General features: G+C 72.4%; 11 protein-coding genes. 2 read left to right on the forward strand and 9 right to left on the reverse strand.

The genetic code is table 11. The features are described 5' to 3' along the window. Nucleotides 1-67: 67 nt before the first annotated feature. The 9 genes from ACZ6Q9_RS03290 to glgX form a co-directional block, all read right to left on the reverse strand. Entirely contained in the window at nucleotides 68-1,618 is a 1,551-nt protein-coding gene (locus ACZ6Q9_RS03290; protein WP_393448943.1) for a pentapeptide repeat-containing protein, read from the reverse strand. A gap of 325 nt (nucleotides 1,619-1,943) precedes the next feature. Continuing rightward, nucleotides 1,944-2,495 (reverse strand): YciI family protein, encoded by a 552-nt coding sequence (locus tag ACZ6Q9_RS03295; protein WP_393269973.1) that lies wholly within the window; start codon nucleotides 2,493-2,495, stop codon nucleotides 1,944-1,946. A 150-nt stretch (nucleotides 2,496-2,645) separates the two neighbouring features. Beyond that, nucleotides 2,646-3,656, reverse strand: a complete 1,011-nt coding sequence (locus tag ACZ6Q9_RS03300; protein ID WP_393448940.1) for a trypsin-like serine peptidase — start codon at nucleotides 3,654-3,656, stop codon at nucleotides 2,646-2,648. Between the two features lie 361 nt (nucleotides 3,657-4,017). Continuing rightward, entirely contained in the window at nucleotides 4,018-5,169 is a 1,152-nt protein-coding gene (locus ACZ6Q9_RS03305; protein WP_393448937.1) for a helix-turn-helix domain-containing protein, read from the reverse strand. Then, nucleotides 5,156-5,326, reverse strand: coding sequence for a hypothetical protein (locus ACZ6Q9_RS03310; RefSeq protein ID WP_393296584.1), 171 nt, complete (start codon nucleotides 5,324-5,326; stop codon nucleotides 5,156-5,158). The genes ACZ6Q9_RS03305 and ACZ6Q9_RS03310 overlap by 14 nt, the downstream gene beginning before the upstream one ends. Before the next feature lie 114 nt (nucleotides 5,327-5,440). Beyond that, a complete protein-coding gene (locus ACZ6Q9_RS03315) occupies nucleotides 5,441-6,583 on the reverse strand; it encodes a helix-turn-helix domain-containing protein (protein WP_393448934.1) in 1,143 nt (380 codons plus the stop codon). A 510-nt stretch (nucleotides 6,584-7,093) separates the two neighbouring features. Beyond that, on the reverse strand, nucleotides 7,094-8,827 hold the full coding sequence (treZ, locus tag ACZ6Q9_RS03320; RefSeq protein WP_393448931.1) for a malto-oligosyltrehalose trehalohydrolase: 1,734 nt from the start codon (nucleotides 8,825-8,827) through the stop codon (nucleotides 7,094-7,096). Then, the gene (gene treY, locus ACZ6Q9_RS03325; RefSeq protein WP_396826567.1) at nucleotides 8,824-11,148 is read right to left on the reverse strand and encodes a malto-oligosyltrehalose synthase; all 2,325 of its coding nucleotides are present in this window, start codon (nucleotides 11,146-11,148) and stop codon (nucleotides 8,824-8,826) included. Before treY ends, treZ begins: the two co-directional genes overlap by 4 nt. Nucleotide 11,149: 1 nt before the next feature. Then, entirely contained in the window at nucleotides 11,150-13,267 is a 2,118-nt protein-coding gene (glgX, locus tag ACZ6Q9_RS03330; protein ID WP_393448925.1) for a glycogen debranching protein GlgX, read from the reverse strand. Between the two features lie 271 nt (nucleotides 13,268-13,538). Between glgX and ACZ6Q9_RS03335 the strand changes: the two genes are divergently transcribed. Further along, on the forward strand, nucleotides 13,539-14,201 hold the full coding sequence (locus tag ACZ6Q9_RS03335; RefSeq protein WP_393448922.1) for a response regulator transcription factor: 663 nt from the start codon (nucleotides 13,539-13,541) through the stop codon (nucleotides 14,199-14,201). Nucleotides 14,202-14,366: 165 nt separating this feature from the next. After that, nucleotides 14,367-16,478 carry a M14 family metallopeptidase gene (locus ACZ6Q9_RS03340; protein WP_466021383.1) on the forward strand — a complete coding sequence of 704 codons (2,112 nt, stop codon included), beginning with the start codon at nucleotides 14,367-14,369 and terminating at the stop codon, nucleotides 16,476-16,478. Nucleotides 16,479-16,494: the final 16 nt, after the last annotated feature.

A 16,494-nucleotide genomic window follows, 5' to 3' on the forward strand; every position in this document is an offset into this window, starting at 1 on the left:
CTCGGGACCGGGGCGGCGCCGCCCCGGTCCCGGGCCGCCGGCACAGATCGATCCCGGCCGCGCCCGCTCAGCTCTGTCCCGCCGGTGCCCGATCCTCGGCAGGGTCGACGACGACGCCGGCATGGAACACGACGCCGTCGAGCACCTCCCGGACCCCGCGCCACCGGTCCAGCCGCGCCCCGGCGAACGTGGCCTCGCCGTGGAACGACGCACGCCCCTCGGACCCACCCAGCCGGAAGGCGGCACCGTCGAACGTACTGTCGTCGAACCGGGTGGCGCCGTGGAACTGGGCGGCCGTGAAGTCCGCGTACCCCGCGTGGCAGCCGTGCAGGTCGAGGTCGAGCAGCGTCGCGCCGCACAGCGACAGGTTCATGCCCGGCCAGTGCCTCGGCCCGTCGGGGGTGGCGGACACCGGGCGCAGCCGCTCGGCGAGCAGCCGCTGCGCGTCGCGTCGCAGCGCCGACTCCCCGGCCTCGGCGGGGCCCAGGTCGCCGCGCACGTCGAACGGCAACGGCGCGCGCAGGTATCCGCAGACGGCGTCGACCACCCGCTGGCGCAGCTCCGGTCGCGCGTCGCCCAGCTCGCCGAGGGCGCGCAGCCCGGCGTGGCGGACGGCGGGGTCGCCGTCGCCGAGCTGCCGCGCGTACGGCGACACGGATTCGTCCGGCACGAGCACGCCCGTGCCGTCCGGCCCCGGCCGGGACGTCCAGCCGAGGGGCCAGCTCACCGGCTCACCGGCCGCGCCGGCCCACTGTGCGCCGCTGAGGTCCACCGTGGGCTGGTCGAGTCGCACCGCCGCGCCGAACCGGGCGTCCCGGAACGTCGCCTCCCCACCGAACCGGGCCTTGCAGAACCAGGCCGGGCCGGCGAAGCCGGCCTGCCGGAACGACGCGGTCCCGGCGAAGCGTGCCCCGTCCCCGCCTTCCTCCCAGCTCTGGTAGTCCCCCATAAGCACCGCGACGGGCCAGCCCGGGTCGTCCTCGTTCGGCTCGTCCCACGGCGCGGGCCGGACGTCCTCGATCGCGTCCCAGGCCGGATCGTCCTCCCACAGCTCGTCCTCGCCCCGCCCGAACCACGCCATGCCGGCGAACTCCACCCGGTCGAAGCCGGCCCGTCCCCGGAACCGGGCACGCCCGAACGCCGCGTCGGCGGCGAACACCGCCCCGTCGAACCGGGCCTCGCCGTGGAAGAGCGCGCGGGTGAAGTCCGCGTCGCCGGTGAACCGGGCGCCGGCGAACGAGGTCGTGCCGAGGAACCGCGTGTCGGCGAACCGGGCCCCGGCCAGCTCGCAACCGCCGAGGTCCGCGTCCACCAGGGACGCCCCGGACAGGTCCACGGCGAGCCCCGGCGGCGTCGCCTCGCCCGCCCCGGCCGGGCGCAACAGCCCGGACAGCACCCGCAGCGCCGCCCGCCGCGCGTGGCCGTCCCCGCCGTCGGCGGCGCCGGGCGTCCGCAGCCAGGCGCAGACCGCGTCAGCCACGTCCTGGCGCAGCGTCGGGTCGGTCGCGCCGAGGTCGGCCAGCCGCTGCAGGGCTTCCTCGCGCGCCGCGCCCGGCCCCTCCGCCACCTGCCGTGCGGCGACCCGGCACGCCTCGACACCGGCCTCCTCGGTTGCCACGCGAGCCTCCCAGCGGGGTGGCTTTTTCCCGCCACCCGGTACCCGCCGCCGGGACCGTCCCGGGGCGCGGGCGCAGGATAGCCGGGGATGGCGACAAGTCGCCGTGGTCGGCTTCGAAGCCGCCGTGCATGTCGCCGCGACGCCCGGGAGGGTCCTGGCCGGATGCCCCGCCCGCCAGCATCGAACCTCGGCCGGCATCGAATCTCGGCCGGCGCGACGCTGTCACCGGCGCGCTCCGGTCGAGCTCGAACCGCATGGCTGTCGGAACCTCAGCTCGTCCGCTCGCCCGAGCAGTGCCAGGTGGCAAGTACCCGCCGCTCGTGGATCATGACGGACGGCCGCCAAACCTCCAGTCGTGCACCTCGATCTCGGCATACCGGTCCGGGGTCAGCACGGCGCGCGCCTCGTCCGGGTCCGTCGCCCTGATCAGCACCGCCGTGCCCAGCCAGGTGGCGCCGTCGTCGGACAGCAGCGGCCCGTACGCGATCAGGTCGTCCCGGTCGGGCGGCACGTCCCGGTCGGCGGCCTGCCCCGCGCCGAGGCCGAGCACCAGGTACCGGTTGCCACCGGTCCGGCCACCGGGAAAGTCCCACATGGTGCGCCCCAGCGTGTTGTGCCAGCGGCGCAGCAGCACGTCCCGGTACGCACCGGCCTGGTGGTTGGGCTCGTCGAAGGCGAATGCCCGGGCGGCGGCGGCATCGGGCAGGTCGACGATGTGCACGCTGCCGGTCGGCGTTTCCCCGTCGGGGGCGAAGGTCGGGCCTCGGGCGACCATCTCCGCCGCGTACCGGTCCATGTAGGACCAGTGCTCCTCCAGCAACTCGGTGCGCAGTGCGAGGGAATCACGCCGGTCGCGGTGGTAGCAGAAGAACTCCATGCCGCAGATCTTGATCTCCGTTTCGGACCGGTGCAAGTGTCAGCACCTTCGCCGCATGCCCACCGAGGGCGGCGCCCCGACGCCGGCTACGGGAACGGAGCACACGCGCAGAGCCCCGGCCACGGGCCGGGGCTCTGCTGTCAGGTGTCTTTACGCCGGGGAGAGACCTTCCGCGAAGTCGTAGAGGCTCTTGATGTCATTGTCGAAGTACGGGCCGTCGAATTGTCCGTTGCCCGGATTGTCGCCGTGACTCACGACGCTGTTGACGTATCCGAGGCCGTTCTGGTCGTTGTATTCCTGAAGCCAAGGGCCGCCGCTGGAGCCGTAGGTCATGTTGCACCACATCCGGATCTGCTGGCCGCCGGCGTACCACGTGCCACTCTGGCAGTAGTACTGGCTCTCCCCGCCGCCGAGGTTCGACGGGTAGCCGAGGGCGGTCATCAGGGAGATGTTGTAGCCCCAGTTCCAGCGCAGACCGTGGCCACCGACCGTGTCGACGACCTTCAGGCCCCAGTTACCGCCGTTGTGCATGATGGCGATGCCCATGTCCTCGTCGTAGCTGCTGTTGTTGATCCACGCGGTGCGGGCCGTGAGCTGGTAGGCCACGAACGTCCCGAACGGCCGCACTCCGTCGCGGTACCGCGGCACGAACTGCCAGTTGCTGTACCACTGCCCGCCGCTGCCCTGGTGCACGCAGTGACCGGCGGTCATGACCAGCCGGCGCTTGCCGCTGGCGACGGCGCTCGCCGAGCAGGAGGCGGTACCGCCGCCGGGCATGGTGAAGTAGACCTTGCCGACGACCGCTGATTCGTTGAGCTGGATGCTGACGTCGTCGCCGCTGGCGACGCTCGGCGCCAGGGGCGCGACCGTGCCCGCCGGTCCGTCGGGCTTCGGCGCCCGGTTGGTCGACTCGCTGGCGCCTGGGCGCTTCGCGATGTCCAGGTCGACGGCGCTCGCCATCCGCTCCGGCGTCCAGAAGGCGGCGACCTCCTTGGCGATCGCCGCGTTGGTGATCGCACGACCGTCGCTGGTGCGGGCGGTGGTGGTGGTGTTGCCGTTCCTCTCGACTGTGGTCGGCTTCGCCTCGGCGGCCGCCGGGGCGGTCACGACCAGCGCGAGCGCCAGGCTGGCCGCTGCGGACCAGCGTAGGGTTGTTTTCAAGAGTTCCCCCTTGTCCTGGGTGCTCCATTCGGGCCAGGGAAACGTATCGAGTGATTTGCATTGATCACAAGATAATGGAATGGCAGGTAATTGACACTGACTCGACAAGATGGAGGTGCCCACGCCCTCGGCCCTTTTCTCGACCGACCGATAACGTCAACAACACGACTGCGGCAGACAAACCGCCTCCAGCTTGAACAGAAACCTCGGTATTGCCCGCGCAAATCCCAGCGCCGCGAATCCGCGCTCTCCGCTTGAGGGGGCGCGCCGTTATCTATGGAATAGTGGGACCTGCGATTCCGGCAACCAATAGCACCCGTCCGCGAGCCGCGACGGCCGCACAACGTGCCGGCCGGTGGGGTCAGCGGGTCAGGCCGACCAGCGCCGCCAGGCGCGCCACGCCGGCCGGCGCCGGGTGACCCCGGGCAAGTTCGGCGATCACCGTACGCGCCAGCGGCCGGCACCGGACCTCGGCCGGCGCGACGCCGTCCGCCTCGACCAGCACCCGTCCGGCCCCGCGCAGGTCGCCGATCTGGAGGTACGCCCGCGCAACGTCCACCAGGTACGCGGCCCGGTACTCGGCCGGCAGCCACCGCCATCCCTCCCGCCGGATCGCCTGCTCGTGCCGGTGCACCGCCTCCCCGGCGTCCCCCGACTCGACCGCCGCGACCACCCGGGCCAACTCGACCGCGACCGGCCCGAAGCTGGTCCGGTACGGGTCGTCGCCGGCCCCGACCCGGGCGGCGATGTCGGCGGCCCGAGCGGTCAACTCCCCGACCCGGCGGGTGTCACCGCATCCGGCGGCAGCCAGAGCGGCCTGGATCAGCAGGGCCCCGTGGACCGTCTCCGATCCGGGTGTGACGCGGCGCGCGGCGGCGACCGTCGCGGCCAGCGCCAACCGGTCCCGACCCAGGGAGCGCAATGCCTGCCCGACCGATACCGCCGCCACCCCCGCGAGCACCGGGTCACCGCCCGCCACGGCCACCGCCCGGTCGGCGACCAGCCAACCCAGGTCGGCCTCGCCGAGCTTCACCAGCACCGACGAGGTGATCCGATACGCCTGCACCAGCAGCCCCGGCGCGTCCGCACGCACCCCCTGGGCAGCGTCGAGCAGCCCCGGCAGCAACCGCACCACCTGGGGGTAGTGCGCGTGCTGGTAGGTCAGCCAGGCGTGCGCCACATGCCGCTCGATCTCCGTTGCCCGCACCGGGCGGCCGGGCTCGCGGTCGTAGCGGGCGAGAGCGGCCCGTATCCCGTCCACCCCGTCCGGCGGGCCGGCGCCCGCCGACGGCGGCGTGCGATCCTCGCCGAGCAGCACCAGCGGATCGACCCGCAGCACCTCGGCGATCTCCTGGATGACCGGGTACCGGTCCAACGCGCGGACGCCCCGCTCGACCTTGTCCATCCAGCTCTTGGACCTGCCGAGCCGGTCCGCGAGCATCTGCTGGGTCATCCGCCGCCGCACCCGCCAGCGCGCCACCCGACGACCGATCGGCTCGTCACCGCTGGTCACGCCGCCACCGCCGGTCCGGGACCGCCCGGGTGGTCTCCTCCACCGGTACGCGCTCCGCCTCGGCCTGCGCGAGCAGCCGCTTCTTGGCAGCCTCCCGCTCGGCCGCCTCGACCTGCTCGCCCCGGCTCATCGCTGGCTCGTCGCCTTGGCCCTGCATCCGCACCTCCGTCGACCGAGGGCGCGGCGGTGGATCGGGAACACCGTCCTGTCGCCATCACCCACGATCATCGTGCGGGCGGCGGTGGGTGGCTGAGCAGTCAGAACGCGTCCGCTACGGCATCGCGGACAGGCCGAGTCGGTGGGCCGTCTCCGTCACTTCACGGGTGAGTTGTCGTGAGGCGGTGGCAACCGCGATGCTGTCGGCCGTCGCCAAAGTTTCACGAGAAGCCGTCGTGTCTCCGGCCTGCGCCTGCGCCATGGCCAGATGCACCAGGTCGCGGCCGTGCCAATCGGCGCCGCCCGCCTCCTCGTTCACCCCCTCGACACCGACCGTCAGCAACTCCAGTGCCCGGTCGTTGGCGCGGCTGTCGGTCGCGCCGAGATACCGCCACACGATGCCCTGCTGGACGGCAAAGAACGACGGCGTGTACCAGTAGCCCCATGGGGACAACGGTTCCTCCGCTGCCTGGGCCGACACGTCCGACGCCTCGGACAGGCAGGCGAGCACATCGGCAGCATCCGCTCCGGCCATGGCAAGACCTCTGGCCTCCTGCCCTGCGCAGTAGGCTCGCAATGCCGCGTTCACGGTCTCGTCTCGGCGCGCAGCCCGGGAAAGCCCGATCATCGCGCGCAGATCACGCCGCACTTCCGCCTGATGGCCCTGGAAGGACAGCACGGTGGCGACGAGATCCTTGTTGCCGGCCTCGGTCGCCCAGTGCAGAGCCCTCGCCTGCCACACCGTGGCCGCACGGTCCTCGCCCCGCGCGATGCTCAGCCAGCCCGCGAACTGTGCCCACTGCGCGGCCACGTCCACGACTCCGGGCCGCACGTCGTACGGGGCGTCCCGCAGCAGGCAGGTAACGGTGTCGAGGTGGGCACGGACCGGTGCCATGATCGGCCCGGATCCGATGGCGTCCTCCAGCCGGCGGTAACCAGCGAGCAGGCCGGCGAGCGCTTGCGCAGCGGCAGCATCGACCCGCCGGGGATGCGCCGTCACGTACGCAAGGCGTTCACCGCCATCGGGGGCATCGACGACCAGCCCCGCCAGCGCGCCCTGCGCCGCGAGCGCGTCATCGAGCCGGAGCGCCACGTCCACGGTGGGCTTGGTCTGCCCGATCTCCAACTGGTGGACGAGGCTCTTGCCGTAGTTGACGGTGGCGGCGAGCTGCCGCAGCGACATGCCGCGCGCCTCACGAAGTCGTCGCAACTCAGCGGCGAACCGTGGGTCGACGATCGTCCTTGCACGTGGGGGCACTGTCGCACTCCTACACCCTCAGGTTGGCGATCACTACAGTCAGCAGCCCTGCAGTCATCGACCGTACTCCTACCCGCGAGGAGAGGTACCGATGGTGAATCGCCCGGCCGCAGCACCACCGACCGGAACCGGACCACCGCAGGAATCGACTTTCGGCTGGTCGACACGAGTGCTGGTCTGTTACAGGGCGTCGAACTCAGCCGATGCCTGCACCACCATCCTCCTCGCTAGCCTGCTGCGCTCGGCACGAGCGTCTCAGGCCGGATTCCCTGTCTAGCGCGGCCCGACTTCATCGGAGCGACCAGCGGGCGGCAGTCGGGCCGCCACCGTTCGCAGCAGGCGCATCGGCCGGAGTAGGTCCTCGAAACCGGCGGCGTACGCCTGCCCACCGCTGGTCTGGTCCTGACCACCACCTGGCGCAAGCCGAGCAACCGTTGCTGGTTCGACGCCAGAGCGTGGCCGGCTTTCGGGGCGGCGCATCCGCGTGACGTCTCCGAGGTCGCGCGATCCTCAGAGCGCCACGACCGCCGCCGTCTCGGCCGGCAGTTCGATCCGGTCCCGCATCACCGTGACCCCCTCCCCCGTGGCCAGCAGCACCCGCCGCGCCACCCCCGGCAGCGTGATCCGCTGCGGCTTCGCGGCCAGGTTCGCCACCACCAGCGTCTCCCCCCGGCGCATCACCAGGAAGTGGTCGCCGTGGCGCGCCTCCACCCGGTTCAGCCGCGGGTCGGACAGGTCGGGGCGGCTCTTGCGCAGTGCGATGAGCCGCCGGTGGAAGTCGTACATCTCGCGGTGTTCGGGCTTGTCCAGCTCGGCCCAGTCGAGCCGGGAGCGGACGAACGTATGCGGGTCCTGCGGGTCCGGCACGTCCCCCTCCGGCCAGCCGTGCGCGGCGAACTCCCGCTTACGGCCGGTGGCCACGGCGGTCGCCAGCTCGGGCTCGGGGTGGCTGGTGAAGAACTGCCACGGGGTGCTGGCCGCCCACTCCTCCCCCATGAACAGCATCGGCGTGAAGGGCGCGGTGAACAGCAGCGTCGCGCCCACCCGCAGCAGCCCCGGGGAGAGCGTGGCGGAGATCCGGTCGCCGGTGGCCCGGTTGCCGATCTGGTCGTGGTTCTGCAGGTACGCCACGAACCGGTGCCCCGGGGTGCGCTGCCGGTCCACCGGCCGCCCGTGGTGCCGGTTGCGGAAGCTGGACCAGGTGCCGGCGTGGAAGAAGCCGCCGGTCAGCACGTCGGTGAGGCATTCCAGGGAGCCGAAGTCGCCGTAGTAGCCCTGCCGCTCGCCCGTGAGCAGGGTGTGCAGGGCGTGGTGGGCGTCGTCGTTCCACTGGGCGTGCAGGCCGTAGCCGCCGGCCTCCCGTGGGGTGATGAGCCGTGGGTCGTTGAGGTCGGACTCGGCGATCAGCGACAGCGGCCGGCCGAGGTGGGTGGCCAGCGACTCCACCTCCACGGCCACCTGCTCCAGCAGGTGGGTGGCGCGGCTGTCGGGCATGGCGTGCACGGCGTCGAGCCGCAGCCCGTCGACGTGGTAGTCACGCAGCCACATCAGCACGCTGTCGACGATGTAGCGGCGGACGCCGTCGGAGTGTGGGCCGTCGAGGTTGACCGTGCGGCCCCAGGTGTTGCTCTGCTCGGTGAGGTACGGCGCGAACATCGGCGCGTAGGCCCCGGAGGGCCCGAAATGGTTGTAGACGACGTCGAGGATCACCCCCAGACCCTTGCCGTGGGCGGCGTCGACCAGCCGTTTCAGGCCGTCCGGGCCGCCGTACGGCTGGTGCGGGGCATACCAGCAGACGCCGTCGTAGCCCCAGTTGTGCTCGCCGTTGAAGGCGTTGACCGGGAGCAGCTCGATCATGTCGACGCCGAGGTCGACCAGGTGGTCGAGGCGGCCGATGGCGGCGTCGAAGGTGCCCTCCGGGGTGAAGGTGCCGACGTGCAGCTCGTAGAGGACGCTGCCGGGCAGTTGCCGGCCGGTCCAGGCGCGGTCGGTCCACTCGAACGCCGCGTGGTCGTAGAGCCGGCTCGGCCCGTGCACCCCCGCCGGCTGCCAGGCCGACCGGGGGTCGGGCAGCGCCCGCTCGTCGTCGTCGAGGAGGAAGGCGTAGTCGGTGCCGGGGCCGGTGGCGGGCACCTCGACCCGCCACCAGCCGCCGGGACCGGAACGCATCTCGTGGTCGGCGACGCCCGGCAGGCGCAGCCGGACCCGGGCGGCCTGCGGCGCCCACACCGCGAATTCGGTCATGACGCAGCCTCCACGGACTCGGGGGTGGGAGCCAGCAGCGCGACGGGATAGGTGGCCAGCAGGTCGGCCAGACGGGTCTCCCCGCCACTGTAGACCCGGCCGGTGAACAGGTCGGTCAGCTCGTGAACGGGAAGTGACAGGACCGTGTCGTCCCAGCCGCCGGCGCGGGCCAGTCCGAGCGGCAGCCGGGTGGCGACCGCGACCGCGCCGCCCCGGTCGAAGGCCACCGCGTGCCGCCCGGCGCGCCCGTGCGCCGGCACCGGCCGATAGCCGGTGAACAGCTCCGGGCGGTCGCAGCGCAGCCGCAGGGTCCGCGACACCACCAGCAGCTTCGCCGCCCCGCCGGCGTCGACCGGCGGAAGCGGGCCGCCGTCGAGGTCGGCGAGCAGTTGCCGGCGTACGGCGAAGTCGACCGGGCGGCGGTTGTCGGGGTCGACCAGGGAGTTGTCCCACAGCTCGGTGCCCTGGTAGGTGTCCGGCACCCCGGGCATGGCGAGCTGCACCAGCTTCTGCCCGAGGGAGTTGGACCAGCCGGCCGGGGTGATCTCGGCGGCGAACGCGGTCAGCTCGGCGTGCAGCTCCGGGTCGTCGTACATCGTGTCGACCACGGCGTGCATGGCCCGCTCGAAGACGGGGTCGGGGTCGGCCCAGCTCGTCGACACCGACGCCTCCCGGGCGGCCTTCTCGGCGTACGCGTGCAGCCGCTCCCGCCCGATCGGCCAGGCGCCGACGGCGGTCTGCCAGAGCAGGTGCGCGAAGGCCGGGTCGGGCAGCGGCGCGCGGGCCGTCCACCGCGCGACCAGGTCGGCCCAGCGCCCCGGCAGTTCGCTGAGCACCGCGAGCCGGGCACGGACATCCTCGGAGCGCTTGGTGTCGTGGGTGGAGAGGGTGGTCATGCTCGCCGGCCAGCGCACCTGCCGGGCGGCGGCGAAGCGGTGGAACTCCGCCGGCGGCGTGCCGAAGTGGGCGGGGCTGCCGCCGACCTCGTTGCGCGCGACGAAGCGGCTCCAGCGGTAGAAGGCGGTGTCCTCCACCCCCTTGGCCATCACCGCGCCGGTGAACTGCGGGAAGCGCCTCGCCAACTCGTCGTCCGGATCGCGCAGTCGGCGGGTGACCGCGTCGAGCGCGCCGGCCAGGTCGGGGCGGCGGCGGCCGGCCTCGGCGCGGGCAGCGGCCAGGTGCCGGGCGCCCTCGGGCGGATAGCCCCGGTAGACGGGGAACGCGGCAGCCAGCTCGGCCAGCGCCGCGCGGGCCGCCTCGCGGTCGACGTCGGGGGCGAGCGCGGCCAGCCGGGTCAGCTCGGCCGACAGCAGCCGGGTGGCGGCGGCGAGCTTCGTGTCGTGGGTGAGGTCCTCCCAGGAGGTGCGCCGGCCGGTCAACCGGGTGTCCAGCGCGGTGAAGTCGGCCTCCGCGTCGGGATCGACGAAGAGCCCGCAGACGGCGGCGAGGGCGTCGTAGCCGGTGGTGCCGTCCACCGGCCAGGATGGCAGCTCCTCGCCGTACTCCAGGATCTTCTCCACCACCAGCCAGGCCGCGGGGGCGGCGGCGCGCAACCGGGCCAGGTAGCCGGCCGGGTCGCGCAGCCCGTCCGGGTGGTCGACGCGGATGCCGTCGACCTCCCCGGCCGACACCCAGCGCAGGACCAGCTCGTGGGTGGCGGCGAAGACCGCCGGGTCCTCCACCCGCAGCCCGGCGAGGTCGGAGACGGCGAAGAACCGGCGGTACGTCAGCTCGGCGTCGCCGCGCCGCCAGGAGACCAGCTCGTAGTGCTGCCGGTCGTGCACCTCGCGGACGCTGCCGTCGCCGGTGCCCTCGACGACCGGGAAGCGGTGCTCGTGGTAGCGCAGCTCCCCGTCGGCGAGCTTGAGGTCGTCGAGGGCGTCCGGGGCGTCGGCCAGCACCGGCAGCAGCAGCCGGCCGGCGTCCCAGTCGATGTCGAACCAGCCGGCGTACGCCGACTCGCGGCCCCGGCGCAGCACGTCCCACCAGGCGGGGTTGGCGGCGGGCACGGCCACCCCGGCGTGGTTGGGCACGATGTCCACGACCAGGCCGAGGCCGGCCGCCCGCAGGGCGCGCAGCAGCCGCCGCCGGCCCGCCTCGCCGCCCAGCTCCGGGTTGACCGCCCGGTGGTCGACCACGTCGTAGCCGTGCGCGGAGCCCGGGGTGGCGGTCAGCAGGGGCGCGCTGTAGAGGTGGGTGACGCCCAGGTCGGCCAGGTAGTCGGCGAGGCCGGCGGTGGCGTCCAGGTCGAAGCCGGGGCGGACCTGCACCCGGTAGGTGGCGCCGACCCGGGACGCGACCGGTCGAGGGGTGGTCGACATGTCAGGCCGTCCTCTCCAGCACCACCACGCAGCGGTCCGGCACGCCCAAGATGCCGCCCGCCTCGACCACGGTGGTCTTCTCCGGTTCCGGTTCGACCGTGCTGATCACCAGCTCCCAGCGTCGGCCGAACTCGGGCCCGGGCACGGTGAAGTCCAGCGGCGCGTCGTGGGCGTTGAAGCAGAGCAGGAAGGAGCTGTCCACGTGGCGCTGGCCGTACTGGCCGCGCTCGCGGATGCCCTCGCCGTTGACGAAGAGCGCGACGGAGCGGCCGAAGTCGTTGCCCCAGTCCTCGCCGGTCATCTCCCGCCCGTCGGGGGTGTACCAGGCCAGGTCGGGCAGGGGCTCGTCGACCAGCCGGGAACGCACCGGCAGGCCGGTGAAGAAGCGGCGGCGGCGGAACACCTGGTGGCGACGGCGGAAGGCGACCAGCTTGCGGGTGAACTCCAGCAGGTCGGCGTCGGCGTGCTCCCAGTCGACCCACGCCAGCTCGCTGTCCTGGCAGTACGCGTTGTTGTTGCCGCGCTGGGTGCGGCCCAGCTCGTCGCCGTGGCCGATCATCGGCACGCCCTGGGAGAGCACCAGGGTGGCCAGGAAGTTGCGCCGCTGCCGTGCCCGCAGGGCCAGCACCGCCGGGTCGTCGGTGTCCCCCTCGACCCCGCAGTTCCACGACCGGTTGTGGCTCTCGCCGTCCCGGTTCTCCTCCCCGTTGGCCTCGTTGTGCTTGTCGTCGTACGAGACCAGGTCGGTGAGGGTGAACCCGTCGTGGCAGGTGACGAAGTTGATGCTGTGGAACGGTCGACGCCCGTCGTCCTGGTAGAGGTCGGCGGAGCCGGAGATGCGGGACGCGAACTCGGCCAGGGTGGCCGGCTCGCCGCGCCAGAAGTCGCGCACGGTGTCGCGGTACTTGCCGTTCCACTCGGTCCACACCGGCGGGAAGTTGCCCACCTGGTAGCCGCCGGGGCCGACGTCCCACGGCTCGGCGATGAGCTTGACCTGGCTGACCACCGGGTCCTGCTGCACCACCTCGAAGAAGGTGGAGAGGCGGTCGACCTCGTAGAACTCGCGGGCCAGGGTCGCCGCGAGGTCGAAGCGGAAGCCGTCGACGTGCATCTCGGTCACCCAGTAGCGCAGCGAATCCATGATCAGCTGGAGCGAGTGCGGGCTGCGCACGTTGAGGCTGTTCCCGGTGCCGGTGTAGTCGACGTAGCGGCGTCGATCCTCCTCGCTCAGCCGGTAGTAGCTGGGGTTGTCGACGCCCTTGAAGCTCAGCGTCGGGCCGAGGTGGTTGCCCTCGGCGGTGTGGTTGTAGACCACGTCGAGGATGACCTCGATCCCGGCGGCGTGCAGCGCCTTGACCATGCCCCGGAACTCCTGCACCTGCTGGCCCAGGCGACCCCACGCGGAGTAGCCGTGGTGCGGGGCGAAGAAGCCGATGGTGTTGTAGCCCCAGTAGTTGCGCAGCCCCAGGTCCGCGAGGCGGTGGTCGTGCACGAACTGGTGCACGGGCATCAGCTCGACGGCGGTCACCCCGAGCGTCGTCAGGTGCTCGATCATCGGCGGGGAGGCCAGGCCGGCGTACGTGCCGCGCAGCTCCTCGGGGATGTCGGGGTGGCGCATGGTCAGGCCGCGCACGTGCGCCTCGTAGATCACCGAGTGGTGGTACGGGGTGCGCGGCGGCCTGTCGTTGCCCCAGTCGAAGTACGGGTTCACCACCACCGACCTCGGCACGAACGGCGCCGAATCGGTGGTGTTCATCCGCTCCGGGTCGCCGTGCTCGTAGTCGTAGACCGCCGGGTCCCACCGCACGTCGCCGTCGACCGCCTTGGCGTACGGGTCGAGCAGCAGCTTGTGCGGGTTGCAGCGCAGCCCGTTCGCGGGGTCGTACGGCCCGTGCACGCGGTAGCCGTACCGCTGCCCCGGCTCGACGCCCGGGATGTACGCGTGCCAGACGTAGGCGTCGACCTCGCGCAGCTCGACGCGCCGTTCCGCCCCGGTCTCCCCCTCGTCGAACAGGCACAGCTCGACCCGCTCGGCCACCTCGGAGAAGATCGCGAAGTTGGTGCCCATCCCGTCGTAGGCGGCCCCCAGGGGATACCGCTCACCCGGCCAGACCTGCATGTCGCTCCTTCGGCCCAAGATCATGAGCGCGCACCGCACCATGAGCGCACCACACGGCGGGGGCCGGGCGACACGCGTGCCGGTATTGCCCCGCGGGTTCGGCCGCCAATCCACCCGATCGGCGGATGACCGGAATCCACCCGACCGATACCCGCCGGCGCACCCCACCGCACGGACCGAGCGCCGCGGTTACGATCTTGCATCCGCACTGGTCAGGGTGTTGATCATCGGACAGACTCGCAGGACCCGGCTGGGACGAGGTCCGAGGGGGATGTACGTGCGGATTCTCCTGGTGGAAGACGACCTACGCGTGGCGTCTGCCCTCACCAAGGCCCTGCGCCGCCGGGGATACGAGGTGGTGCCGGCGCTGACGGCCGCCGAAGCGATCCGGGCTGACCCGGTCGACCTGGTCCTGCTGGACCTCAACCTGCCCGACCGGGACGGCCTGGAGGTGTGCCGGCGGCTTCGTCAGGCCGACGAGGACGTCGCCATCATCGCGGTCAGCGCCCGTGCCGAGGAGTACGACCTGGTGGCCGGCCTGCGGGCCGGCGCCGACGACTACGTCGTCAAGCCGTTCTCGATGGTGGAGTTGCAGGCCCGCATCGAGGCGGTGATGCGGCGTACCGTCCGCAGCGCCCGGACCACGAGCCAGTTGCGGGTCGGCACGCTGCGCATCGACGTCAACGCCCGGCGGGTCTGGGTGGGCGACCGGGAGGTCAGCCTGGCCCGCAAGGAGTTCGACCTGCTGGTGGCGCTGGCCCGGCAGGCCGGCGCGGTGGTGCCCCGGGACCGGTTGCAGTTGGACGTCTGGCAGACCACCTGGGGGACCCGGCACAACCTCGACGTGCACGTCGCGGCCCTGCGGGGCAAGCTCGACGACGCCGGCCTGGTCGAGACGGTCCGGGGCGTCGGCTACCGGCTGCGCGCGGGATGACGACGGCCGGTGAGCGACCCGGGTGTCCGCGACCGCCCGCCGACGGCGGTGAACAGGTCGGAAACCTCAGATGATCCTCAAGAAACGCAGGGGGCGGGCCAACGGTGGGCCGAGTGCGGGTGTGCTGGGCGCACCCCAGCCATCCCTCCTGTTTGGAGATCCCTTTTGAGATACAGACGGACAACGGCCGGTGTGTTCTCCGCCCTGCTCGCCGCCACCCTCGTGGCGACGGCGGTGCCCGGGCAGGCGCACGGGCAGCCGAGCGCGGCCCTTCAGCAGGCGGAGCCGAACCAGGTGCAGGGCCTCACGGTCGTGCAGGGCGACGGGTACGCCACGCTGGCGTGGACCCGGGTAGAAGGGGCCACCGACTACCAGATCGAGCGGACCCCGCTGACCGGGGACGGCACGCCCGTCATCGTCGGCGTCTGGCGCCCGAACCGCCAGGTCAACAACACCGCGCCGACCTTCGCCGACGCCGGCTTCGTACCGGGCAACGGCTTCCAGTGGCGGGTCCGGGCCCGGTTCGGCACCGAGGCCCAGCCCTACTCGACGCCGGTCAGCGGCACCACCAGGGCCCACTGGGGCGACCCGGCCGCCCCGGGTGAGAACCTCCGCACCCAGTGGGAGGACACGCTGGGCGCCCAGTACACCAGCGACGTCAACGAGTACGCGTACACCGCCGCCATCGACGCGGCCAGCGACCGCGTTCGCGTGGTGGAGATCGGCCGCACCGTCCAGGACCGGCCGATCAACATGCTGGTCATCGGCTACCCCAAGCCGCCGGCGACCCCGGAGGCCGTGGCCGCGACCAACCCCCTGATGGTCAACTGCAACGTGCACGGCAACGAGCCGGGCGACCGCGAGGCCTGCCTGATCATGGCCCGGCAGTTGGCCTTCACCAAGGACAGCAAGACCCTCGACCTGCTGTCGAAGACCACCATGCTGATCGTGCCGACGCTCAACGGCGACGGGCGGGCCGCCAACACCCGGGGCAACTCCACCGGTCAGGACCTGAACCGGGACCACTCGCTGATCCGCCAGCCGGAGACCCACTCCCTCGCCGAGATGGTCCGCGACTACCGGCCGGTCGCCGGCTACGACGGCCACGAGTACGGCAACACCAACGCCGGTGACCTGCCGATGCTGCCGCCCCGGCACCAGAACGTGGCGCAGGGAATCTTCGACGAGTCGCAGGAGATGATCGAAGGCCACATGTACGCCCAGGGCGCCCAGGACGGCTGGTGGGCGTGCCCGTACGGCTGCACCTCCAACGCCACGGTGGGCCTGAGCGAAGAGACCATCCTGCGTAACACCCTCGGCCTGAAGAACGTCGTCAACTCCCTGCTGGAGCTGCGCAGCTCCGGTGGCCCGACGCGGCCCGACGAGAGCAACACCGCGAACAACCGCCGACGCAAGACGTACTCCGCGCTGTGGACGTTCAACGAGTTCTTCAAGTACCACGGCGCCAACGTCAAGGACATCACCAAGGCCCGCGCCGAGGCGATCACGTTCCAGTCCGCCAACGAGGGACGGATCGTGTTCCGGGGCTCCCGGGCGATCGAGGCCTACCCCGCCCCGCACCCGGGTGAGGCCCCGCCGCCCGTGGACGCCCCCACCCCGGAGCGGATCCTCGACCAGCCGCCGTGCGCGTACAAGCTGACCGAGGAGCAGTACCACGGTGAGCGTACCGACGGCCCGGCCGGCAAGCGCACCACGGCGGCCCAGCGCATCGCCGCCCACGGCTGGAAGGTGATCAAGGTCGCCGACGGCTACCTGGTGCCGCTGTCCCAGCCGCAGCGGGGCCTGATCCCGCTGCTGCTCGACGAGCAGGCCGTCGAGGGCCTGGTCGCCGGCGAGCGGATCGCGCCCACCCTGACCGGCACCCACGACGGCACGCTGGTCGTCTCCGGCGTCGCCTGCCTGGACGGGGCCACCGTCCGGGGTTCGATCCAGGTGCGGCCCGGCGCCACGCTGATCGTCAACGGCAGCTCGATCGACGGTCCGGTGAACGCCACCGGCGCCGCCGGGGTCGTCATGACCGACAGCACGGTCGAGGGTCCGGTGCGCGCCACCGGCACCAGCGGCCCGGTCGTCCTGGTCGGCAACGAGGTGACCGGGCCGGTCAGCGTGACCGACAGCAAGGGCGTGGCGCCGCTGGTGGCCGGCAACACCGTCAACGGTCCGCTGGCCTGCGCCGGCAACTCCCCCGAGCCGACGAACATGGAGGTCACCAACTCCGTACGGGGTCCGAACTTCGGCCAGTGCGCGCGTCTGTGACCTGCTGAGTTCCGCC

This window comes from Micromonospora sp. NPDC049139 (assembly GCF_055586845.1).

Coding starts and splice junctions, on each gene's coding strand:
- ACZ6Q9_RS03295 (WP_393269973.1), bottom strand. CDS start 2,495: ATGGAGTTCTTCTGCTACCACCGCGACCGGCGTGATTCCCTCGCACTG.
- ACZ6Q9_RS03310 (WP_393296584.1), bottom strand. CDS start 5,326: ATGCAGGGCCAAGGCGACGAGCCAGCGATGAGCCGGGGCGAGCAGGTC.
- treZ (WP_393448931.1), bottom strand. CDS start 8,827: ATGACCGAATTCGCGGTGTGGGCGCCGCAGGCCGCCCGGGTCCGGCTG.
- treY (WP_396826567.1), bottom strand. CDS start 11,148: ATGTCGACCACCCCTCGACCGGTCGCGTCCCGGGTCGGCGCCACCTAC.
- glgX (WP_393448925.1), bottom strand. CDS start 13,267: ATGCAGGTCTGGCCGGGTGAGCGGTATCCCCTGGGGGCCGCCTACGAC.
- ACZ6Q9_RS03335 (WP_393448922.1), top strand. CDS start 13,539: ATGTACGTGCGGATTCTCCTGGTGGAAGACGACCTACGCGTGGCGTCT.